The sequence below is a fragment of the Lysinibacillus sp. ACHW1.5 genome (assembly GCF_022014815.1).
GTDB lineage: Bacteria > Bacillota > Bacilli > Bacillales_A > Planococcaceae > Lysinibacillus > Lysinibacillus capsici.
Genome location: NZ_CP091777.1, coordinates 3,738,639 through 3,760,868, shown reverse-complemented (window position 1 = coordinate 3,760,868; position 22,230 = coordinate 3,738,639). Strand labels below are relative to the sequence as shown.

Below are 22,230 nucleotides of genomic sequence, written 5' to 3'. Positions count from 1 at the left end.
TTTACCTTCCAAGTTTCACCCGAATTTCACAATTGTGAAGTATAGTAAAGGGGCAGAGGTGATAAAGTTGAAAAAATGGGCATTCTTCATTTTTTCGTTACTACAAATTATATGGTTAGCGGGTTGCGCTGAAAAGTCATATGAACCCATTGAAAAGGAACGAAGTTTTATAGCTTCATTAAATATACAAGAGCCATCATTAGATTTTATTGATGAGGATGGGAATATACTTGCGACATGGTTATTTGATAAGGCTTATTCAGGGGCCATCCTATTAGGAAATGACCAAGTTTTATTATATGGACACCAATTAAATAACATCGACGTCTATACAATATCCACTGGAGAAAAGCTCTATTCAAAAAAAGTAGAGATTGGTACGACCAATGTATACTACGATGACAACATCAAGCAATTTTTTATCACGAATAGTAAAACCAATACAGTGACAAGCTTTGATCAAGAAGGCAATCAGCTAGCTTCACAACAACTTGGCAATTATCCCATGTCAATGACATCGTATAGGGATAAACTATATGTTATTAATTTTAAAGATACAAAGTTATCTGTGTTAAATATGAAGGATTTAAAAATTGAGCAAGAGTGGCCGATTCAAAAATCTGCACATGGAATAGCTGTTCTAGAAGAAACACATGAGCTATGGGTAGGCGGTCATGGGGAAGGAAGTAAGCCAAATAGTTCTGTTAAAAAATATGATTTGACTACAGGTCAACTGCATGGAGAGATTGACATGCCTTTGATGCCAGTAGGATTAAAAAAGACCAAAGATGCTGTTCTTGTTGTAAGTCATGGTCACAACGAGTTATATGTGGCTGACTTTGATGGCCATATCAAATGGCAACAAGAGGTTGGGGCAAATCCATTTGTAGTGGATCAATTTAAAGATTATATTGTTGTCGCTGGCTATGATGATCATACATTGTATTTTATAAAAGATGGCCAGAAGGAAAAAACAGTTGATGTAGGGAAAGGTGCTTTTCAGCTGTTAGTAAGGGAGGAACAATGATGACAACTGTATTAATAGTTGATGATGAGCAGGATATGCGTAATTTAATTGAAATGATGCTCAATAACTCTGATATAGAGACATATACTGCCGCTAGTGGAACTGAGGCTTACGATGTAATAGTGCGTGAAAATATAGATTTAGTCTTACTTGATGTTATGATGCCACATGAGGATGGTTTTGTTGTTTGTCAAAGTATTCGGGCTATGTCCAATGTGCCGATTATTTTTTTAACTGCACGTGATGCGAATGAGGATAAAGTGAAAGGTCTTACACTTGGCGGAGATGATTATATTGTTAAGCCATTTACACATGATGAACTCGTAGCCAGAATTTATGCTGTATTAAGACGAAGTGGTGCAAATATTACAGAACTACAGCAAAAGTATGTAATTTTTGGCTCTATTAAAATAGATGAAATAGCACGAAAAGTATCTGTTGATGGAAAGAGTATTCCACTTACTTTAAAGGAATTTGAACTCTTACACTTATTTATGAAAAATCCAGGAAATGCCTATTCGAGAGAGCAATTATTAGAACGCATTTGGGATATTGATTATGTAGGTGGAACACGCACGGTAGATACACATATTAAAACTTTACGAATAAAGCTTGGAAAGGATGCGGCTTCACATATCCAAACCGTTTGGGGTGTGGGCTACCGCTTTGATCCTGGCGAATGAAAAAAATTGCCACGCGCATTTGGTTGTTAATTTTCGCCTTTTTAATTATTACCGTCGTCTTTATGTATGTTCTCACAAATTTTTTATATCAACGTTTATATGTACAAGATACAGAAGATACAATGGTCGAAGTTGGATTGAAGCTACAGACAATGTATGACAATGGCAAGGTAACGGATGAATTTATTGCAGATATTGAAGAATTTAATGATTATTCCAACTTGAATATATTTGCGGTAAGGAATCCTCGTGAATTAAGTGCCTGTGTTCCATTTGATATCGATTATGAGACATTGATTGGTCCTGAGGAAAGACAAAAATTATTGGCAGGAAAGTATGTGCAAAAAATTGGGTACGAGCCTCGTTTTGATCGACAACTTATTTCGGTGGTTGTACCACTTGTTGATCAAAATCGATTAGAAGGTATTATTTATATTTATTTCCCACTGGCCAAAATTAGTGAATTGGCAAATAGTGGCGTTATTTTATTGTTTATTAGTGCCTTCATATTTTTAGTAGTTGTTAGCTATTTAATTTATAAAGGGATTCGACATATTATGCGACCATTAAACGATTTACAGCTTGCAGTGGAGCAGATGTCCTATGGGAATTATGAGACTCGTGTACCTGTCAATTCACGGGATGAAATCGGTAAATTATCTAGTACCTTTAATAAAATGGCAGAGGCCATTCAGCAAGAGGATGAAGCCCAAAAAACATTCTTGGCAACAGTATCGCATGAATTACGAACACCGATTAGCTATGTAAAGGGCTATAGCGAAGCCATGCAAAATGGCATCATCACAGAAGGCCAAAAAGAAGAAACTATTCAGCTAATCGTACGTGAGGCCAATCGCATGGAACGCTTAACAAACGAATTACTTCAGCTGGCAAGAACAGAAAATGAACAAACCGAAATTGATTTATATCCAATTCCGTTAGGTGAAACATTACGAGAGGTTCAAAAAATCTTAACGCATCAAGCAAATAAAAAGAACATAACTTTATATTTAGATGTAGATGATGCCCTAATTATTGAAGCGGATGAAGTAAAACTAAAACAAATTTTTATTAACATTATTGAAAATGCGATTAATTACTCGCATGAAAATTCTAAGGTGGAAATTGTTGCTGCTGAAAAGGCTGGTAGTGCACAAATTACCATTAGGGATTATGGAATTGGTATTCCTGCCGAGGATTTAACCCATGTCACTGAACGATTTTATCGTGTTAACAAAGCTCGAAGTCGTGCAGACGGTGGTAGTGGACTCGGTTTATCGATTGTTGAACAGTTATTAAAACAGTTACAGGGAACGTTAGAAATTGAAAGTGTTTTTGAAAAAGGCACATCCGTAAAGATACGGTTGCCATTAATGGAGGATTAAAAGATGAAAAAGTGGTTATTTGCGCTAATTGCAGTCCCTACATTATTAGTAGGATGTGGAGAAAAAAAAGAGGCATTGCCAGAACCAGAAGTACCACAGATCCCAGAAGTGGAAATTTTAACACCAAAAGAAGTAGCACTCAATGAAACGATTGAGCTGGCAGCACATGTTGAACAAGGTGGAAAAAATGTCGATGATGCTGTAGTAGAATTCGAAGTTTGGGAATCAGGAAAACGCGATGAAGGACAAATGATTGATGGGAAATTAGAGCAAGACGGTGTATATAAAGCAACGACTACTTTTGATCATGATGGTGTGTATTATATGTATGCACATACAACAGCTAACGGTGTTCATAATATGCCAAAGCAACAAATTATTGCTGGAAGCCCTGATATGACAAAGGTTGCCCCAGAGGATGAAAAAGCCAATAACAGCATGGATAATAACATGATGGACCATAATAATGACACTTCAAATGATATGGATCATGAGGAAGAGAAAAAAGATGAAAAAAATCATCATTAAAGGCTTGCAATTTTTTTGAAATAGGAATATGATAATGACCAGATGACCGAAATGGTTTTCTGGTCATTTTTATTAAAGTGTACGAGAGATGTACATAACCTAACTAGAAAGGATGTTACTAATGGATCGTAGGCAGGAAATTCTTGAAGCAGCTGCAAAATCTTTTACATTGTTTGGCTACAAGGCAACAACAATGGAGCAAGTGGCGAAAATTGCCAATGTAGGTAAAGGTACGATTTATACATTCTTTGCAAATAAAGAAATTTTATTTCAAGAGATCGCAATGTCACTTGTACGAGAGATGAAAGCGGAAGCAGATGCAGTGTTGGATGCATCAGCAAGCTTTATGGATAATGCGCATAATGCTTTAATGAAAATGCTACAGTTCCGAGAAAAACATCTTTTATTTGCAAAGCTAATCGAGGAAGAAAAAGAATTACGAACACCAGCAGTTAAACAGGTGCTACTACGTATCGAGACTGAAATCTTATCGTATGTCGCAGAGTTAATACAACGACGTATTAATAAAGGTGAAATTAGAGAGTGTGATGCGGAGCTAGTTAGTTACTTATTGCTGAAGGCATATCTTGCTTTTGTTGTCGATTGGCATGAGTTACATGGTGATGTAATCCCTGAAGAAAAGATTCTTAATCTTTTTAAGGAAACTATCTTTCGAGGTTTGATTCTAACTTGATTCGAAAAAATACAGCAGTATAAGTATCGAATCAAGTACTCTTTTTGCAATATTGTCGAGGTTGATTATTTTTTTTGAATGAAAATGACCAAATGACGTTTTCGGTCAAATAGTTTAGGAGTGAGGATATTATATGATTAAAGCTGAGTGGCTAAAGATCTTTAAAACAAGAAAAATGCTTGTTTCAATCATTGCTGTATTATTTATTCCAGTAATGTATGCGGGTATGTTTTTATGGGCGTTTTGGGATCCGTATGCGGGGCTTCCTAATCTTCCAGTAGCAGTTGTTAATGAGGATACTGGTGCTGAGATGGATGGCGTTAAATTAGACTTAGGGGATACCTTGGTCGATAAATTGATAGATAGCGAGCAATTTAACTTTATAGAAGTTTCAAAAGATGAAGCTGAAAAAGGCTTAAATAGTCGTGATTATTATATGATTTTGGAAATTCCAACAAATTTCTCTGAACATGCAACAACACTATTAGATGACAAACCATCAAAATTAGTAATGAACTACATTCCAAACGAGGGATTGAACTTCCTTGGTGCTCAGATTGGTGAGACAGCAATGGATCGTGTACGCGCTGAAGTAAATTCTCAAGTATCAGCGACGTATGCAGAAAAATTATTTGATTCCATTGCAACACTTGGAGATGGCTTTACAGAAGCAGCAGATGGCTCAAATAAGCTAGATGAGGGTGCACAAAAAGTAGCGAATGGTGCAAAAGATTTAAAAGGATATCTGGAGCAACTAGCATCGAGCACAGTTGAACTATCAAATGGTACTGATAAATTAACAAAAGGTGCGGGAGATGCGGCAAAAGGCGCGAATGACTTATCTAGTGGTTTAGTCAAACTACAAGATGGTACAGTTCAATTACAACAGGGTGCACAGCAAGCTGCAAATGGAGCAACGAGCCTTGAACAGGGGTTATCACAATATACACAGGGTGTTGCAAAAGTTGGAGCTGGTTTAACCACTTTAAACGACAAACAACAGCAAATTAGTACAGGTGCAGCATCTATTGCTGAGAACGCCGGTGCATTGAATGGTGCAGCAACCCAATTAACAGCGGGATCTGCAAAAGTAGAGGCAGGTATTACAGCCCTATCAAATCAATTACAAACGATGATGGCTTCAATGCCTGAAGAACAAGCAGCAGCGTTGACACAAACATTAGCGGAACTACAGGCAGGTAGTGCTAGTGTGCATAACGGTTTAACATCTTTATCAGCTGGTACAGAAAAATTACAAGCTGGTGCCAATCAAGTAAGCTCTGGTGCAACTCAAATTGCAGCAGGTCAAGCAGAAGTGCTAGCTGGTGCGAATGCATTAACAGCTAAAAGTAATGCTTTATTGGAAGGTGCAAAAGGTCTACAAGCAGGTAATGCTACATTAGCTGCAAAATTAGGGGAACTAAATGCAGGTGTGAATACAGCTGTAACAGGCTCTAAAACATTGGCATCTGGTTTAAATGAATTAGCGAATGGTACAACGACATTAAATCAAGGGACATCTACCCTTGCTTCAAAATCTGGTGAGCTAGCACAAGGTTCAGCAACACTTGCAGATGGTTCTACAGAACTTGCTGACGGTACGTCTACATTATCAGGCAAATTAGGTGAGGCAAGTGAAAAAGCAAATGAAGTCAAAGCAAATCAAGACACTTACGATATGGTAGGTAGTCCAGTTGAAGTTGAAAAAGAGTCTGTAAACCATGTTCCTAACTATGGTACAGGTTTTGCACCATACTTTATTTCTCTAGGTTTATTCGTAGGAGCATTATTAATTTCAATTGTGTTCCCACTTGTTGAACCTGCTATTCGTCCTAAAAACGGGGCATCTTGGTTTACAAGTAAAGTGACTGTACTAGCAGTCGTAGGTTTAGTGCAAACATTACTAACAGTAGTTATTGTCAAATGGGGTCTAGGACTCGAAGTGAATAACATGAGCTACTTTATTTTAACAGCCTTATTAACAAGCTATGTATTTTTAGCCTTAATTCAAATGCTTGTTTCGATCTTTGGTGACCCTGGTCGTTTCATGGCAATAGTTGTACTAATTTTACAATTAACAACAAGTGCAGGTACATTCCCATTAGAATTAATACCTTCACCATTACAAGTATTTAACAAGCTATTACCGATGACATATACAGTTCAAGCATTTAAATCAAGTATTTCTACTGGTGATACGACATTCTTAATGCAAAACTATGGTGTTCTAGCTGGTTTCTTAGTAGCATTCTTAGCAATCACATTTGGCTACTTCATGCTACTGCACAATAAACGTTACTCTAAAGTAGCTGAAGAGAACTAATCATGAAGCACTCACCGAATGTACGGTGAGTGCTTTGTTGTTCATTGGGGTTATGTAATAATTCTTCAGCCTCAAATGACATAAATAAAAACAAAGCAATCTATAGAAATTTTATGAAAAAGAGTATGATTCCATTGCGGCCATTTGTTTTTAAGTAGGCGAGCTGCTCCCTCTGGACGCTGGCAGAACGGAAATCCCCCTTTCCTTGCCAAAAGGTCTTTCTCTGCTAGTGATTGTCTTTTTCAAAAACATAAAAACAACAGCTGATATGAGCGTATCAGCTGTTGTTTTTTGTAAGTGTAAGAGATTTAATTAAGGGTTCATCAAAATATGATGAAAGGTGTCATGATTGCTACGTGTGGGGCACGTATATGACTATATCAGAATAGGCAAATGCTTATAGGTGGTTACATTTTTCACAAGTGTTGCTGTAGCATTCGCTTTGTTCTTCCATTTTTTCACCGCACTCAGTACATTGCTTAGCAGGTAAATTCTTGAAAAATTCAACTACGTTTTCTAACATTGTGGACTCCTCCTTTAAGTTCATCTGTACTATTACTGTTTTGATATTTTCTAGTGTATTATAACAGATGCTTTTCGTCAACACAAAATGCCTAATTTACGGTAAAATAAATATGGATATTTTGTGAAGGAGGAAACGTGAACTATGATTTTCGTTGATAATAAAGGGATCCATGATCCACGCATTAATCTTGCTATTGAGGAGTATTTGTTAAAAACAATGGACGTTGAGAAAGAGCCAGTGCTCCTTTTCTACATTAATCAACCGTCTATTATCATCGGTAAAAACCAAAATACGATTGAAGAAATCAATACAGACTATGTAGAGGACAATGGCATTATTGTTGTGCGCCGTCTTTCAGGTGGTGGTGCTGTTTATCATGATTTAGGCAATCTTAACTTCAGCTTTATTACAAATGATGATGGCGATAGCTTTATGAATTATAAAAAATTCACGCAACCAGTCGTTGACGCTCTAGCAAAAATGGGTGTGAATGCAGAGCTCTCAGGACGCAATGATATACTAGCAGAGGGACGTAAAGTTTCAGGAAATGCTCAGTTCTCTACAAAAGGACGTATGTTCAGCCATGGTACATTGATGTTTGATACAGAAATTGATGCGGTTGTCTCTGCCTTAAAGGTCAAAAAGGATAAAATCGAATCAAAAGGTATTAAATCGATTCGCTCACGAGTAGCAAACATTTCAGAGTTTTTAAAAGAGCAAATGACAGTTGAGGAATTCCGTCTTGAAATTTTGAAATCCATTTTTGGCGGGGAAGAAAATATTCGTTATTATGAGCTAACTGAAGATGATTGGGCAAATATCCACAAGCTATCAGAGGAACGCTATCAAACATGGGAGTGGAATTTTGGAAAATCACCACGCTTTAATATTCAAAAAACACATCGATTTCCAACAGGAGGCATTGATATTCGCCTAGAAGTAAATCATGGTGTGATGGAAGAAGCGCATATTTTTGGAGATTTCTTTGGCGTCGGTGATATGGCTGATATAGAACAGCGCTTAGTTGGGACAAACTATGACAGAGCGGCTATTGCTAAGGCATTAGCAGACATTGATATCCCTACATATTTTGGTGGCATTTCAACTGAGGACTTTTTACAATTAATTTATTAAGGAAAATACGGTTTCATGTAATGTTTTAGCCTAAAGGTTCGCTGACAATTATGTCGTCGAACCTTTTTTTGATACAATATAGAAAGAAAGGAGTGTTGATATGGAAAAGCATCGAATATTCATAGTTGAAGATGATGTCAAGATTGCATCATTACTAGCGGAAACGCTTAGAAAATATCAATACGAAGTTGCAACAATTCAAGAATTTGATCATCTTATAGAAGAATTTACAGCATTTAATCCACATATGGTGCTGCTTGATATAAATTTACCCGCTTACGATGGCTATTATTGGTGTCGCCAGCTACGTCAGCATACAACATGTCCGATAATTTTCATTTCTGCACGCTCAGGAGAAATGGACCAAATCTTTGCACTTGAAAATGGGGGCGACGATTTTATTACCAAGCCTTTTAACTACGAAATTGTGTTGGCTAAAATCCGTAGTCATCTACGCCGTACATATGGTGAATATGCAGCAAGGCAAGAAGAACGGACAATCAAGCAAGGACAGCTTGTACTTCATTTAGAAAGAATGGAGCTACATAAAAATGATTTAGAAATTCCACTTCAGAAAAAAGAATGTATCATCTTAGAGCTACTGATGGGCAATGCACCAAAAGTAGTTTCACGTGAGCAGTTGTTAGAGGAACTTTGGGACGATCAAGCATTTGTCGATGAAAACACTTTGAATGTGAATATGACCAGAGTTCGAAAAAAGTTAGCGGATTATCATATATCGTCAACAATCGAAACGGTACGTGGTGCAGGCTATCGATTCATTTTAAGTGCAGGTGAGCTATAGTGGGCTGGAAGCTTTTTTTACGTGATTATGCATCATTTATTGTGTTCCAGCTTTTATTAGTTGGCTTCATCATGGTTATCTATGGACTAGACGGTTTTCGAAATATTGATACGGCTATTTATTCCTTTTGTATTAGCCTTGTGCTATTAGCATCCTTTTTACTTGTTCGCTATTTAATGCGGCAACGCTACTTATTGAAGATAACTCAGCTTCCAACAGCAATGGAGGATGTGCTACAAAAAAACGCAAAAACGCCAGAAGCTATGCAAACCGAGAAGTATATGCATGAATTGTATCGACTTTATCAACATGAGCTGCATGCTTTATATGCAAGTCAAAAAAGGCATGATCAATTTATGAACCAGTGGGTCCATCAAATGAAAACACCTATTTCAGTGATTGAATTATTATTACAAGATGACCGACCTCTTGATAAAAAGAATGTTCAGGAGGAAATCGATCGCTTGCGAAGAGGATTGGACATGGTACTTGTTAATGCACGCCTAGAAAATTTTGAGGATGATATGCAAGTAGAGCGAGTTGCACTAAAAGGTATTGTAACTGCAACTGTTAATGAAAATAAACGTTTATTTATTACGAAAAGAGTTTTTCCGGAAATTCATATTGAGGACGATCTAATTGTTGCCAGTGATTCAAAATGGCTTCGTTTCATTCTTGGACAATTTATCACCAATGCAGTGAAATACACGTTTGAAGCCAATAAAAAAATTGTTATTTCTGCCATTGAAAAGGATGACTATGTACAACTTGCGATTTGTGATGAGGGTATTGGGATTCCAGCTTCCGATCTTTCACGTGTTACGAAAGCCTTTTTTACTGGTGAAAATGGGCGGAAAACAGGGGAATCAACTGGAATGGGCCTTTATTTAGCCAAAGAAATCTGTGAAAAGCTAGGCCATGAGCTGGCTATTACATCAGAGGTAGGAAAAGGGACGATTGTGACAGTAACATTTACAAATTAGGGGGCATTAGGATGGTAGAGGTACGTATAGAAAATTGGAAACTAACGATTGATAAGGAGAAAACAAATGCGCTTTATATGACACATCTGCAAGCGGGAGATCCATTAGCCTATCAAAATTTTATCCTGGCACATGAAAAGTTAGATGAAGAACTACTGCATTTTTCAAAGAGCCTTGGGTTAAACTTACAGCAACCAACATTATTGAATGCTTTTCCTGTAGACGGTCAACAGATTATGTATAGTGGATATTATACTGTATGTGGGGAAATTGTAGAGGGAGAAATGGATGCTTGGGATGTGATTATTGGGGAGCATTGCTTTAGTTTAGTAGAGGAAGAGTCAATACTGGCTTTAACAGAGCCTCATTTTCATATTGGTTTTGAGGTCGTTTTACAGTGGCTTTTACCTCAATCCTTAGAATTAATGAAGAAATAAGGTGAATGAAGTATGCCTATTTTACAAATTAAAGATGTGACTAAAGTGTACGAAGGTAAAGTAACACATCGTGCATTAAATCAATTGAGCTTTGACGTGGAAGAAGGCGAGTTTTTAGCTGTTATGGGCCCCTCAGGAAGCGGTAAAACGACATTACTGAATATTATTTCGACCATCGATGAACCAACTAGTGGGGAAATTATTTTAGATGGAATGAATCCACATAAATTGAATGCAACAGAGCTTGCCTATTTTAGAAGAAGACAGCTTGGCTTTGTGTTTCAGGATTTCAATCTTTTGCATATGCTGACCGTCGAGGAAAATATTGTGTTGCCCTTAACGTTAGATCAACAGCCGCTAGAGGTAATGGAGGAGCGTCTGGCAAGTATTGTAGAAAAGCTAGATTTAACTTCCTTCCTTCATAAACGTCCAAATGAAATATCTGGGGGACAGGCACAAAGAACAGCAATTGGTCGTGCGCTTATTCATAATCCTAGTCTCATTTTAGCGGACGAACCTACAGGTAATTTAGATTCAAATTCTTCACGTGATGTGCTTGAACTATTGACAAAGGTGAATCAGGATAAACAAACGACAATCGTGATGGTCACGCATGATCCAATTGCAGCAAGCTATTGTGATCGAGTGTTATTCATTAAAGATGGTGAATTTTTTAATGAAATTTATCGAGATGACCGCCGTCAGATGTTTTTCCAACGTATTTTAAATGTTTTAAGCTTACTAGGAGGAGGGCAAGTAGGTGACCTTTCGACAATTCGCTTACCGTAATGTCGTGCGGAACAGCCGGATATATGGCGCCTTCTTCATGGCAAGCTTTTTTTCTGTGGCTGTATTTTTTATCTATTCCATGCTGATGTTTCACCCTGATATTGAACGTGGGATATTAGGGGAGATGTCTCTCATTGGGATGGTGGGGGCTGAAATTGTTCTCGTCCTGTTTACATTATTCTTTTTATATTATTCCATGAGTGCCTTTTTAGAGGCCAGATCACATGAATTTGCTATTTTATTGCACTTGGGAATGGAAAAACGTCAGATGAATAAACTTGTCTTTTTAGAGACAATGATTATTGGAACAGGCTCCATTATTGTAGGGATTGTCTTTGGTTTCTCCTTTTCAAAATTCTTTTTTATGATTGTTCGGGAAATTTTACATTTAGAAGATTTACCACTCTATATTTCATGGGAGCCATTTTTATTAACGATTGGTGTTTTCACAAGTGCATTTTTCGTCATTTCCTTTATTAGTGTGTATTTTACACGAGAGAGAAAATTACGAGATCTTATAAAAGGCAGTGATTATTTAAATAGCTTAACAACGTATTCCAAAATACGAGCTTTCTATGGTATTGCTTTAATTGTAACGACGTATATTCTCGCGTTTGTTGTCGGACATACATCACTAATCGGGCTAACGCTGTTAATACCATTTTCCGCAACATTTGGCACCTATTATTTTTTCAGTGATTCTGTGCCTTGTTTTTTAGATTTAGCACGTGGGAAACGCAAATATCATTGGCAACGCTACCGTCTACTATCGCTAGCAGAACAAACGCATATAATGATGGATAACGTGAAAATGTTTTTCGTTGTGACGATGGTATCGACGCTTGCATTTTTATCTGTTGGTGTTTTAGCAACGATGTCCTCCTATACAACGCAATATGATCGATTAAATCCACTAGGGCTGGTTTATAAAGGGGATGTCGATAATCCATATGAACGGGAGCATATCAATTCTTTAAGGTTGCAATTAGAGGAGAAAGGTTTATCTTATCAGCTATCCCGTTTTATTGTTGTGAAGCAAACCTCCTCTTTCACTCGAAATGAAGTGGAGGTTTTTCGAGAGTCCGATATGAATGTTCTGCTTTCTTCCTACAGTTATCCATTACTGAATCTGGAAGCAGGTGAGGCAGTATTTATTCCTTATTCGGAGGATTCCCTAAAAAAATTAAAAGATCGAGTTGTGCATACTGTTTTAGAAGAAAATAATATACCGCTCACTATTGATAGTGTCTATCCAAAAATAGTGTTTCCAGGCTCTATTGTCAGTGTCAATTCGATTGTCATTAGTGATGAAGATTTCGCAAAGCTTATTCATCCAATTTCCGAGCAAGACATTATTCAACCAAGCTATCATCTGTTCACATTTGTTATTCCCCAATGGATGGAAACGAAGGAAATCGGTAAGGATATCGATTATCTAGAATCCAATTTATATTTTATTAAAAAGGATAAGTTTAGCCCTTTTTACTTTGAAAATGCAGGATTAAATTATTCTTATATACTAGCTACCTACTCATTATTTACATTAGTGGGTGTTTTAGTAGCCACTGTATTTTTACTTGCGGCTGGAAGCTTTATCTATTTTAAATTGCATACATCCCTCGAACGTGAAAAGCGTAAATTTGATGTATTAAAACGTATGGGTTTAACAGATACGGAGTTAAAAAAGCTAGTTAATCGCCATTTGTTTCCCCAATTCTTCTTACCTTGGGGTGTTGCGATGATGCATAGTGCCTTTGCTTTTCTAATGGTTCAAGGTATTTTAAGGGACATCGCGAATATATCGATTGTAAAAGAAGTATTCTTTGCTTTTGGCTTTTTTGTATTAATACAAGTGGTTTATTTTTATTTAATTCGATGGCGCTATATCTCCCATATTCGCTCATGAGGTAATGGTTTAAAGGAGAAAAAAATGAATTATTTAACGTAATTTATGACATGAGATAAAAAGTTTCATTGTTTTTTAGATATATTTCTTATATAATATTACTGAATAACGATTCATTTTATACGATAAGGGGATGGTGTAATTGAATTTAGTTTCACGTGTTCGTCAACAGGCAGCAGAACAACCTGAAAAAGTGGCGTATCATTTTATGGGGAAAGATACGACTTACGGGGAATTTGAGCATACAGTTGGCCGCTTTGCAAAGGGATTACAAGATTTAGGCGTTGAAAAAGGGGATCATGTGGCGTTTTTACTCGGCAACACGCCACACTACTTAATCGCTCTCTATGCAACAATGCGCTTAGGGGCAACAGCAATACCTGTTAATCCAATCTATACACCGGATGAAATTTCTTACATTTTGCATAATGGAGATGTAAAAGCAGTCATTGCTCTAGATATGTTGCTACCATTGGTTGAAAAAGGTGTACAAGCATTTCCACAGGTAAAAACATTTATAGTTTGTGAAACCACACCAGATATAGCAGAAAAAGTGGCAGCTTTATCACCACAAGCACAAGAAAAAACACATTTATTTACACATGTAATCGCCAAAACCACTCAATCTTTACAACCTGTTGAAGTTGCAGAGGATGACAATGCTATTATTTTATATACTTCAGGAACTACAGGTAGTCCAAAGGGAGCTATGCTGACACATGGCAATGTGTACTCAAATGCACGTGATGTTGCGCATTATTTAGGCATTAATGCAGAGGACCGTGTTATTGCGACACTACCTGTTTTCCATGTATTTGCCTTAACGGTAGTGGTGAATGCGCCTTTATTAAGTGGAGCAACAGTTTTACTTGCCCCACGCTTTAGCCCTAGCGAAATTTTCGCTTTAGCACGAGAGCAAAAAGCAACGGTATTTGCTGGTGTTCCTACTATGTATAATTTCTTGTACCAATTACCTGAAGGCAATCCAGAGGATTTCTCAACAATTCGCTTAGCTATTTCAGGTGGTGCCTCCTTGCCTGTTGCGCTATTACATAATTTCGAACAGAAATTTAATGTGCGTGTGTCAGAGGGCTATGGCTTATCCGAAGCTTCACCAGTTACATGTTTTAACCCATTAGATCGTGATCGTAAAGCTGGTTCTATTGGAACATCCATTAGTAATGTCGAGAATAGAGTTGTCGATGTTAATGGTCAGGAAGTACCTGTGGGCGAAGTTGGAGAGCTAATTGTACGTGGTCCAAACGTGATGAAGGGATACTATAAAATGCCTGAAGAAACGGCGATGGCGATTCGTGACGGCTGGCTCTATACAGGAGATTTAGCAAAGGTAGATGAAGAAGGGTATTTTTACATTGTCGATCGTAAAAAGGATATGATTATTGTAGGGGGCTTTAATGTTTATCCTCGTGAAGTGGAGGAAGTGCTGTTTGCCCATAATAATATTGTAGAAGCAGCAGTGGTAGGCTTCCCAGACCCTAACTTAGGGGAAGCAGTACATGCCTATGTTGTGCTGAAAGAAGTAGCTGCTACTACAACAGATGATCTACTATCCTATTGTGCTAAACATATGGTGAAGTATAAGGTTCCGAAAGTAATTGAAATACTGGATGAACTACCAAAAAACACAACAGGAAAAATATTAAGACGTTCATTAAAAGAAAAAGTTTAAACGAGAAAAGCTACTATTGAAAAATGGTAGCTCTTTTTTTGTACATTATTCGTATAATAGTAAAATCAGTTGAGAGTAGATGACTGTAAGTGATAAAATCAAACTTGTGAAATCTTCTACATACTTTTCAAGAGCTTGTCATATAGTGAGGAAGTAATGTAAAAAGACGTACAAAACTGGAACCCTTTGAGGTGAAGCCACGTCAAAGCTTTTAGGTAAAAATACTATTGAAAGAGAGCATACAAAAACATGTTAGAACTCATTAAGGAGTTAATAAGTTTTATTGTGCATATCGATGTGCATTTAGAAGAAATTATTCGTGATTTTGGCAATTGGAGCTATCTTATTTTATTTGCGATTGTTTTTGTAGAAACAGGAGTTGTTATTTTCCCATTCTTACCTGGTGATTCCTTGTTATTTGCAAGTGGAACATTAGCTGCGGCAATGGGCGCATTCGATATGTGGATTTTAATCCCTGTATTTTTAGCTGCAGCTATTTTGGGAGATACGATGAACTATCATATTGGACATAAGGTAGGGACATCTATTCCGCCAAAGAGCCTCCTCGGTAGAGTTGTTAAAAAAGAGCGTATGGAAGCAGCTGAAAAATTCTTTAATACACATGGTGGGAAAACGATCGTAATCGCACGTTTCATGCCATTTATTCGTACATTTATCCCGTTTGTGGCGGGTGCAAGTAAAATGAAATATAGTTATTTCTTATTTTATAATATTTTTGGTGCAATTTTATGGGTATTCAGTTGTACATTATTAGGTTACTTCTTTGGGAATATTCCAATTATTAAAGATAACTTCTCAGTTGTACTAATTTTGATTATCATTATATCTGTTGTGCCTGCAGTGATTGGTGCAATAAAATCCAAAGTAGGTAAATAATATGGACAGTCCTTAAGTGATTATTATCACAGGGACTGTCCTTTCCTTTTTATTGGCTGAAAAAGCCAAGTTGGCCTGTTAAGTTAGCTTGAAGTATAAGCATCAGGTCGTAAAAAATGTTATACTATAAATTACTAGAAAATGGAGAAATGGGGGGCAATGGAATGGAAGTATTCATTGGCAGACAGCCTATATTTAATCTTCATGAGCAAGTCATTGCATATGAATTGTTATACCGTAGCAAAAATGTAAATGCCTTTCCACTGGTCGATTCAGATGCAGCAACGATTGATGTACTTGTGAACTCATTTCTTTCAATTGGTTTTGAAGAGGTAACGAAAGGTAAACCTGGTTTTGTTAATTTTACTGAAAACTTATTGATGAGCTCTATCCATGAATTTTTAAATCCCTCACAGGTAGTGATTGAGATATTAGAGGATGTTCCACTTACCGCTCAATTAGTGGAGCGTGTAATTGAGCTAAAAAAACATGGGTTTCAAATTGCCTTGGATGATTTTATGATGGATGATCAAGTGGAAGTTTATGATGAATTATTTGAACAAATTGATTATATTAAGGTGGATTTTTTAGCATCTTCCATTGTAAAAAGAATGGAAATCGAAAATAAAGTTAAGGAGAAATTTCCACATATTCAATTGCTCGCTGAAAAAGTAGAGACGCGTCATCAATTTGAAGTCGCTAAATCCTCAGGCTATGTGTTATTTCAGGGTTATTTTTTTGAACAACCGCAAATAATACGAGCAACAGACATTCCAGCAAATGCGATTCAATATATTCACATTATCTCTTTATTAAAAGAGGAAGAACCAAATATTCATTTGTTAGCGGAAAATATTGAACGTGATATTTCATTGACATACAAATTATTGCAAATGATTAATAACTCATCTAAACGTTCTAAATCTAAAGTGCGCTCCATCAAGCAAGCGATTGTGTTATTGGGCGTATCCAATTTACGAAAATGGATTTATTTATTGGCCATGCGTGAAATTGATATTGATGCTGATTCTGATCTTTTTAAAGAAGTGATGTGCACGTCTTTATTCCGAGCTAAGGTTTGTGAAAAACTAGCTAAGCTTGCTTATAAAAAGAATTTCTCAGAATATTTTTTAGTCGGCATGTTTTCTCTAATTGATACATTACTTCAAAGACCGATGAATGTTATTTTACAGCAGCTACCATTCTCAGAGGCGATTACGAATACCATTTTAGGCTTTGAAACGGAAATGACCCCATATTTGGAGTTTAGTATTGCGTTAAGTAAACTTGATTGGCTACGATTAGAAGAGCTAGCTGTACAGTTGAATATTCAGTTAGTTGACATTGATCTTTTATATTATGAAGCCATCGAATGGGCAGAAAAATCATTTTAAACCAAATCAACAAAAGCTATCTTATTGAATACTGTAAGATAGCTTATTTTATACCTTCCTCAATCTAGTATCCCTTCATCATGATGAAGTTCTCAATGCTAAAAGTATTTGCTATAATCATCTCGTCTTTAAAAAATTCTGATAGTTGAAGTGGGCGTGGGGAAATGAAACATGATGTGAGAGATAGCATTGTGGAGTATGTGTATGTCATTGTAGGAGCGGCAATAATTGCTATTGGTTTTAATGTCTTTTTATTACCAAATCAAGTCGCTTCAGGTGGGGTAAGTGGAATAAGTACGATTTTGCATGGTTTATTTGGTTGGAATCCGGGAATTGTTCAGTATGCATTTAACATTCCGCTTTTTATTGCTGGTGTTTTATTGTTGGGCAAAAAATTTGGAATAAAATCCTTTATTGGGACAATTACATTACCTTTTATCGTCTTATTAACGAATAGCTGGGAGCCCTGGACTGATAATCCTTTATTGGGTGCTCTTTTTGGTGGAATTGTTGTTGGCCTAGGAATAGGACTGGTCTTTAAGGGGAATGCTTCAACTGGTGGCACTGATTTACTGGCGCAAATCATTACGAAGTTTACAGGATTGTCGCTTGGAACAAGTGTGCTGTTAATAGATGGCGTTATCGCAATTAGTGCAGCAATTGTTTTTGACTTAGAAAAAGGTTTGTATGCTCTGATTGGACTTTATGTTACCACAAAAACGATTGATATTATTCAGCTAGGTTTTAGTCAGTCTAAAATGGTCTATATCATTACATTGAAACAAGATGAGGTAAGGGAAGCCATTTATGCTGAAATTAATCGTGGTGTAACGAAGTTACCAGCAATTGGAGGGTATACAGGAGAAGCACGACCAGTTCTGATGGTTGTTGTTTATCAAACAGAATTCACAAAGCTGAAACAACTCATTAAAAGCGTTGACCCATCAGCGTTTGTTATCGTTTCTGATGCATATGAGGTATTAGGAGAAGGTTTCAAACGTGCATAATTTTGGTATAATGGCGGCGTAAGGTATTTATTATGAGGAGGGGTACTAATGAAAAAAGCAATGTTAACATTAGTGTTCGGATCAGCAATCTTCTTAGCTGCATGTGGCGGCGGAGATAAAACTGCATCAAATAATGGTAATGAGACTGCTACAGAGCCAGATGGCGAAGCAATAGCGATGAAATCTTGTGTTACTTGTCATGGTGGCGAGCTACAAGGTGCAAATGGTCCAGCATTAAATGATGTAGGTTCACGTTTGTCTGAATCAGAAATTTTAGATATTATAAATAATGGTAAAAACGGCATGCCTGCAGGATTAGTAAAAGGTGCAGATGCTGAAGCTGTTGCTAAATGGTTAGCAACTCAAAAATAATTGCTTTTTAAAAACTAGCGGGCTGGAGAGCCGCTAGTTTTTTTAGTGCAAGTAAACGCTGTATTGAGAGTAAATACATTTCTTTTACACATAGACATGCTAAAATAAGATGAACCTTATCCATTGATTGGAGGCTTTTTCATTGGTCGTAGTATTAACAAGAGATGTTATGGAGAAATTTAAATTAGAGTTATTAGCTGGTGAAGAAGGAATAGGCAGGACAATTGTGACAAGTGATATCTCAAGACCAGGGCTTGAGATGGCAGGATACTTTACTCACTATCCAGCAAATCGAGTCCAATTGCTTGGCAAGACTGAACTTTCCTTTTTTGAAATGCTCCCAGCGGATGTTAAGCTTGAGCGTATGCGTTTACTTTGTTCACAGGATACACCTGCTATTATTATTTCTAGAGATTTAGAAGTACCAGAGGAGCTTATTCAGGCCTCAAACGAAAAGCATGTACCTGTGTTTAAAACACATATGACAACAACCAAATTTTCGAGTAGATTGACGAACTACTTAGAGGGGCGCTTAGCTCCAATGACAGCAGCACATGGTGTACTTGTCGATGTGTATGGCATTGGTGTGCTTATAATCGGCAAAAGCGGCGTAGGTAAAAGTGAAACAGCACTTGAGCTTGTAAAAAAGGGCCATCGTTTAGTTGCTGATGATTGTGTTGAAATTCGTCAAGAATCAGAAAACCTATTAATTGGAAGCCCTCCACCTTTGTTAGAGCACTTATTGGAAATACGAGGCATCGGCATTATTGACATTATGACACTCTTTGGTGCAAGTGCAGTACGCCCCTATAAACGTATTACCCTCATCATTGAGCTCGAAATATGGGATCCACAAAAAGTTTATGATCGATTGGGCTTAGAAGAAGAAAAAATGAAAATAATTGATACGGAACTAACAAAACTAACAATTCCAGTAAGACCAGGACGCAATGTCTCCGTTATTATTGAAGTGGCAGCGATGAACTATCGTTTAAAGAAAATGGGCGTCAATGCGGCAGAGGAATTTTCAAGACGTTTAGATGAAGTGATTACATCAAATGATGTGTTAGACGATTAAAAAGCGAACAACATTGTTTATGACATATTGAGAGGAGTAGAAGATGGATTTATTACTATTGCAAATTGACCCGATTGCCTTTCATTTAGGACCAATTCCAGTTCGTTGGTATGGATTGCTAATTGTGTCGGGAATCATTTTAGCCTATATTGTTGGGCAAAGAGAGGCCGTTAAACGAGGTTTGCCTGAAGACTTTCTTGCAGATTTATTATTATGGGCAGTTCCTATATCCATTATCTGTGCACGTATTTACTATGTGTCAATGCGATGGGATTACTATAGCGAAAATCCAGGCAAAATCATAGAGATATGGAATGGTGGTATTGCCATCCATGGTGCACTCATCGGGGCATTTGTCACAGCTTACATATATACTCGTATAAAAAATGTAAGCTTTTTACGAGTAGCAGATATTGCAGCACCTAGTATTTTAATCGGGCAGATTATTGGTCGATGGGGCAACTTTATGAACCAAGAGGCTTATGGTGGCGAGGTATCGAAAGCATTTTTAGAAAACCTAATGCTACCAGATTGGATTATTAATCAAATGTATATTGAAGAATTAGGTTCATATGTTCATCCCACTTTTTTATATGAATCGATTTGGAACCTGATTGGGCTTGTTATTTTATTAGCTTTGCGTAAAGTGAACTTACATCGTGGAGAAATATTCTTTAGCTATTTAATTTGGTATTCAATTGGTCGTTTCTATATCGAAGGAATGCGTACAGATAGCCTTTACTTAGTGGGAGATTTACGTTCAGCACAGGTTGTTTCCATTATTGGTATTGTAGTTGGTCTAGGTGCAATTATTTATCGTAGAATAAAGGTGAAACCAGCCGTAAAATACTTGGAAAATAAATAAGGGGTTGTAAAAGATGGCTGTAAAGGCACTACTATTTGATTTCGATGGGACTTTACTAAATACAAATGATTTAATCATTCAAACATTTATGCATGTATTAAATGAGCGATTTCCCGGGCAATATTCGCCAAAAGATTGCCTGAAATTCATTGGTCCATCATTGAAACAGACATTTAATGACATTGCACCAGGTGAAGAAGACGATTTGATAGAGATGTATCGCGCTTGGAATATCGCACACCATGATGACCTAGTCAGCCAATATCCTGATGTTGTGTCAACTCTAGAGCAGTTAAAAGCTCAAGGTATAAAATTGGCTATTGTTTCGACGAAACGTAATGAGACCATCGATCGTGGACTTGCTATTCTTGGTGCAACGCAGCTATTTGATGTGCGTATTGGTACAGATGATGTGAACAATGTGAAGCCTGATCCAGAGCCAGTATTGCTTGCGTTGGAACGATTAGGGATAGAAAAAGACTATGCGATTATGATTGGTGATAATTCGCACGATATTGAAGCTGGACATCGTGCTGGTGTAAGAGCAGCGGGTGTTGCTTGGGCAATTAAGGGAGAGGCTTACTTACAGCAGTATCAACCAGAATATATGTTGCAGCATATGTCAGATTTATTTGATATTGTGAAAGAGAGGTAAGGTAGATGGCGCGTAAAACCGAACGTTACCGTGTCGAAGGAGCCAATTCACTTTGGAATATCTATGACACGGTGTCCTTTTGGAAGGTGATGAAGTGTTTCATTGTCATTCAAATTGGACGCTTCACACCATTTTTACGTGTGAAAAACTGGCTATATCGTACTTTTTTAAACATGACTATTGGTAAGCAAACGTCATTAGCCTTAATGGTCATGCCAGATACCATGTTTCCTGAACGTATTTTCATTGGAGACAATACTGTGATTGGTTTTAATACAACCATTTTAGCGCATGAATATTTAATAGAGGAATATCGCTTAGGTGATGTTCATATCGGAAAAGAAGTAATGATAGGGGCAAATACAACTATTTTACCAGGTGTAACAATTGGTGATGGTGCCATTGTTTCAGCTGCCACTCTTGTACATAAGGATGTGCCAGCAGGCTGTTTAGCAGGGGGTAATCCAATGCGAATAATATATACTGCTGAACAAATGGCAGCGCGCAAACGTAATGAGGCTGTAGAGTGGTGTACACCAAAGAAATAATAAAACTCACGTAGTATAGAGATATACTTCGTGAGTTTTTTGCATAAAAAGCTACTCCCAAAAACACTAGCTTTTGGAGTAGCTTTTACTGTTTAAGCAAGAGCTGCGTCATAATCTGATTTGAATTCACAAGTGTTATGATCACCTAAGCAAGTTGTTTCAACAAAAGTTGATTTAATTGCAGTCCCATCAATGTCTTCATTTGTATGAAGTGTTACCTTGTCACCAGGATAAAATTCGCCTTTACAAATACTAACGATCATTTGCTCACTAATTTGTATGAATGGACATGCCATAATAAATCCCTCCAATGTGTAATGTATATGGTTCTTTTTGTTATTAATGCTATTCTATATTGAGTTTTTTGAAATGTAAAAAGTAAAATAGAATGAGAGTAATAATCAATAAATGTATTGATATAAAAGTATTGTTGATGATAATGAGATTGAGAATCATTTTAAGCGATTGGGTAAAAATAATTATATAGATATAATTATTGGGTTT

General features: G+C 37.0%; 23 protein-coding genes. 21 read left to right on the top strand and 2 right to left on the bottom strand.

Annotated elements, in window-relative coordinates:
* Positions 1–58: 58 nt before the first annotated feature.
* The 6 genes from L6W14_RS18890 (at position 59) to L6W14_RS18865 (ending at position 6,640) form a co-directional block, all read left to right on the top strand.
* Entirely contained in the window at positions 59–1,027 is a 969-nt protein-coding gene (locus L6W14_RS18890; RefSeq protein ID WP_227744938.1) for a YncE family protein, read from the top strand.
* Positions 1,027–1,710, top strand: a complete 684-nt coding sequence (locus L6W14_RS18885) for a response regulator transcription factor (RefSeq protein ID WP_131521115.1) — start codon at positions 1,027–1,029, stop codon at positions 1,708–1,710. The genes L6W14_RS18890 and L6W14_RS18885 overlap by 1 nt, the downstream gene beginning before the upstream one ends.
* Entirely contained in the window at positions 1,707–3,095 is a 1,389-nt protein-coding gene (locus L6W14_RS18880; RefSeq protein ID WP_131521116.1) for a sensor histidine kinase, read from the top strand. The genes L6W14_RS18885 and L6W14_RS18880 overlap by 4 nt, the downstream gene beginning before the upstream one ends.
* A gap of 3 nt (positions 3,096–3,098) precedes the next feature.
* Positions 3,099–3,623 carry a FixH family protein gene (locus L6W14_RS18875; RefSeq protein ID WP_131521117.1) on the top strand — a complete coding sequence of 175 codons (525 nt, stop codon included), beginning with the start codon at positions 3,099–3,101 and terminating at the stop codon, positions 3,621–3,623.
* Between the two features lie 121 nt (positions 3,624–3,744).
* Positions 3,745–4,317: a TetR/AcrR family transcriptional regulator gene (locus tag L6W14_RS18870; protein WP_009373269.1), complete on the top strand. Its 573-nt coding sequence runs from the start codon at positions 3,745–3,747 to the stop codon at positions 4,315–4,317.
* Positions 4,318–4,450: 133 nt separating this feature from the next.
* Positions 4,451–6,640 (top strand): YhgE/Pip domain-containing protein, encoded by a 2,190-nt coding sequence (locus tag L6W14_RS18865; protein ID WP_237898677.1) that lies wholly within the window; start codon positions 4,451–4,453, stop codon positions 6,638–6,640.
* Positions 6,641–7,037: 397 nt separating this feature from the next.
* Here the strand turns inward: L6W14_RS18865 and yhfH are convergent, their stop codons facing one another.
* Positions 7,038–7,163 (bottom strand): protein YhfH, encoded by a 126-nt coding sequence (gene yhfH / locus L6W14_RS18860; RefSeq protein WP_004230455.1) that lies wholly within the window; start codon positions 7,161–7,163, stop codon positions 7,038–7,040.
* A gap of 144 nt (positions 7,164–7,307) precedes the next feature.
* Between yhfH and L6W14_RS18855 the strand changes: the two genes are divergently transcribed.
* The 15 genes from L6W14_RS18855 to L6W14_RS18785 all read left to right on the top strand — a co-directional run bounded on the left by L6W14_RS18855 (position 7,308) and on the right by L6W14_RS18785 (position 21,726).
* Entirely contained in the window at positions 7,308–8,300 is a 993-nt protein-coding gene (locus tag L6W14_RS18855; protein ID WP_131521119.1) for a lipoate--protein ligase, read from the top strand.
* Positions 8,301–8,400: 100 nt separating this feature from the next.
* Positions 8,401–9,105 carry a response regulator transcription factor gene (locus tag L6W14_RS18850; protein WP_004230457.1) on the top strand — a complete coding sequence of 235 codons (705 nt, stop codon included), beginning with the start codon at positions 8,401–8,403 and terminating at the stop codon, positions 9,103–9,105.
* Complete coding sequence (locus tag L6W14_RS18845; protein WP_237898676.1) at positions 9,105–10,088, top strand: sensor histidine kinase; 984 nt, start codon at positions 9,105–9,107, stop codon at positions 10,086–10,088. Before L6W14_RS18850 ends, L6W14_RS18845 begins: the two co-directional genes overlap by 1 nt.
* A gap of 11 nt (positions 10,089–10,099) precedes the next feature.
* Positions 10,100–10,525 (top strand): hypothetical protein, encoded by a 426-nt coding sequence (locus L6W14_RS18840; protein WP_131521121.1) that lies wholly within the window; start codon positions 10,100–10,102, stop codon positions 10,523–10,525.
* 12 nt (positions 10,526–10,537) lie between these two features.
* Positions 10,538–11,314, top strand: a complete 777-nt coding sequence (locus tag L6W14_RS18835; protein ID WP_004230460.1) for an ABC transporter ATP-binding protein — start codon at positions 10,538–10,540, stop codon at positions 11,312–11,314.
* Positions 11,286–13,220 carry an FtsX-like permease family protein gene (locus L6W14_RS18830; protein WP_131521122.1) on the top strand — a complete coding sequence of 645 codons (1,935 nt, stop codon included), beginning with the start codon at positions 11,286–11,288 and terminating at the stop codon, positions 13,218–13,220. Before L6W14_RS18835 ends, L6W14_RS18830 begins: the two co-directional genes overlap by 29 nt.
* Before the next feature lie 142 nt (positions 13,221–13,362).
* Complete coding sequence (locus L6W14_RS18825) at positions 13,363–14,910, top strand: fatty acid--CoA ligase family protein (protein ID WP_048390826.1); 1,548 nt, start codon at positions 13,363–13,365, stop codon at positions 14,908–14,910.
* 249 nt (positions 14,911–15,159) lie between these two features.
* A complete protein-coding gene (locus L6W14_RS18820) occupies positions 15,160–15,807 on the top strand; it encodes a VTT domain-containing protein (RefSeq protein WP_004227966.1) in 648 nt (215 codons plus the stop codon).
* Between the two features lie 164 nt (positions 15,808–15,971).
* Positions 15,972–17,201 carry an EAL and HDOD domain-containing protein gene (locus L6W14_RS18815; RefSeq protein ID WP_131521238.1) on the top strand — a complete coding sequence of 410 codons (1,230 nt, stop codon included), beginning with the start codon at positions 15,972–15,974 and terminating at the stop codon, positions 17,199–17,201.
* A gap of 164 nt (positions 17,202–17,365) precedes the next feature.
* A complete protein-coding gene (locus L6W14_RS18810; protein WP_004227970.1) occupies positions 17,366–18,208 on the top strand; it encodes a YitT family protein in 843 nt (280 codons plus the stop codon).
* A gap of 48 nt (positions 18,209–18,256) precedes the next feature.
* Positions 18,257–18,580, top strand: a complete 324-nt coding sequence (gene cccB, locus L6W14_RS18805) for a cytochrome c551 (protein WP_048390832.1) — start codon at positions 18,257–18,259, stop codon at positions 18,578–18,580.
* A gap of 142 nt (positions 18,581–18,722) precedes the next feature.
* Positions 18,723–19,658: an HPr(Ser) kinase/phosphatase gene (gene hprK / locus L6W14_RS18800; RefSeq protein ID WP_131521124.1), complete on the top strand. Its 936-nt coding sequence runs from the start codon at positions 18,723–18,725 to the stop codon at positions 19,656–19,658.
* A gap of 43 nt (positions 19,659–19,701) precedes the next feature.
* A complete protein-coding gene (gene lgt, locus L6W14_RS18795) occupies positions 19,702–20,523 on the top strand; it encodes a prolipoprotein diacylglyceryl transferase (protein ID WP_131521125.1) in 822 nt (273 codons plus the stop codon).
* 13 nt (positions 20,524–20,536) lie between these two features.
* Complete coding sequence (gene ppaX / locus L6W14_RS18790) at positions 20,537–21,178, top strand: pyrophosphatase PpaX (RefSeq protein WP_237898675.1); 642 nt, start codon at positions 20,537–20,539, stop codon at positions 21,176–21,178.
* A gap of 5 nt (positions 21,179–21,183) precedes the next feature.
* Positions 21,184–21,726 carry an acyltransferase gene (locus L6W14_RS18785; protein ID WP_237898674.1) on the top strand — a complete coding sequence of 181 codons (543 nt, stop codon included), beginning with the start codon at positions 21,184–21,186 and terminating at the stop codon, positions 21,724–21,726.
* Positions 21,727–21,818: 92 nt separating this feature from the next.
* On the opposite strand, the gene L6W14_RS18780 is transcribed toward L6W14_RS18785, so the two are convergent.
* Complete coding sequence (locus L6W14_RS18780) at positions 21,819–22,022, bottom strand: hypothetical protein (protein ID WP_237898672.1); 204 nt, start codon at positions 22,020–22,022, stop codon at positions 21,819–21,821.
* Between the last annotated feature and the right edge of the window lie 208 nt (positions 22,023–22,230).

Excerpts from the sequence above, each read along its gene's own strand:
- L6W14_RS18815 (WP_131521238.1), top strand. The coding sequence starts at position 15,972 with ATGGAAGTATTCATTGGCAGACAGCCTATATTTAATCTTCATGAGCAA.
- cccB (WP_048390832.1), top strand. The coding sequence starts at position 18,257 with ATGAAAAAAGCAATGTTAACATTAGTGTTCGGATCAGCAATCTTCTTA.
- L6W14_RS18865 (WP_237898677.1), top strand. The coding sequence starts at position 4,451 with ATGATTAAAGCTGAGTGGCTAAAGATCTTTAAAACAAGAAAAATGCTT.
- L6W14_RS18885 (WP_131521115.1), top strand. The coding sequence starts at position 1,027 with ATGACAACTGTATTAATAGTTGATGATGAGCAGGATATGCGTAATTTA.
- L6W14_RS18840 (WP_131521121.1), top strand. The coding sequence starts at position 10,100 with ATGGTAGAGGTACGTATAGAAAATTGGAAACTAACGATTGATAAGGAG.
- L6W14_RS18850 (WP_004230457.1), top strand. The coding sequence starts at position 8,401 with ATGGAAAAGCATCGAATATTCATAGTTGAAGATGATGTCAAGATTGCA.
- L6W14_RS18780 (WP_237898672.1), bottom strand. The coding sequence starts at position 22,022 with ATGGCATGTCCATTCATACAAATTAGTGAGCAAATGATCGTTAGTATT.
- L6W14_RS18870 (WP_009373269.1), top strand. The coding sequence starts at position 3,745 with ATGGATCGTAGGCAGGAAATTCTTGAAGCAGCTGCAAAATCTTTTACA.
- L6W14_RS18820 (WP_004227966.1), top strand. The coding sequence starts at position 15,160 with ATGTTAGAACTCATTAAGGAGTTAATAAGTTTTATTGTGCATATCGAT.
- L6W14_RS18855 (WP_131521119.1), top strand. The coding sequence starts at position 7,308 with ATGATTTTCGTTGATAATAAAGGGATCCATGATCCACGCATTAATCTT.
- lgt (WP_131521125.1), top strand. The coding sequence starts at position 19,702 with ATGGATTTATTACTATTGCAAATTGACCCGATTGCCTTTCATTTAGGA.
- ppaX (WP_237898675.1), top strand. The coding sequence starts at position 20,537 with ATGGCTGTAAAGGCACTACTATTTGATTTCGATGGGACTTTACTAAAT.
- L6W14_RS18810 (WP_004227970.1), top strand. The coding sequence starts at position 17,366 with ATGAAACATGATGTGAGAGATAGCATTGTGGAGTATGTGTATGTCATT.
- L6W14_RS18880 (WP_131521116.1), top strand. The coding sequence starts at position 1,707 with ATGAAAAAAATTGCCACGCGCATTTGGTTGTTAATTTTCGCCTTTTTA.
- L6W14_RS18785 (WP_237898674.1), top strand. The coding sequence starts at position 21,184 with ATGGCGCGTAAAACCGAACGTTACCGTGTCGAAGGAGCCAATTCACTT.
- L6W14_RS18835 (WP_004230460.1), top strand. The coding sequence starts at position 10,538 with ATGCCTATTTTACAAATTAAAGATGTGACTAAAGTGTACGAAGGTAAA.
- L6W14_RS18875 (WP_131521117.1), top strand. The coding sequence starts at position 3,099 with ATGAAAAAGTGGTTATTTGCGCTAATTGCAGTCCCTACATTATTAGTA.
- yhfH (WP_004230455.1), bottom strand. The coding sequence starts at position 7,163 with ATGTTAGAAAACGTAGTTGAATTTTTCAAGAATTTACCTGCTAAGCAA.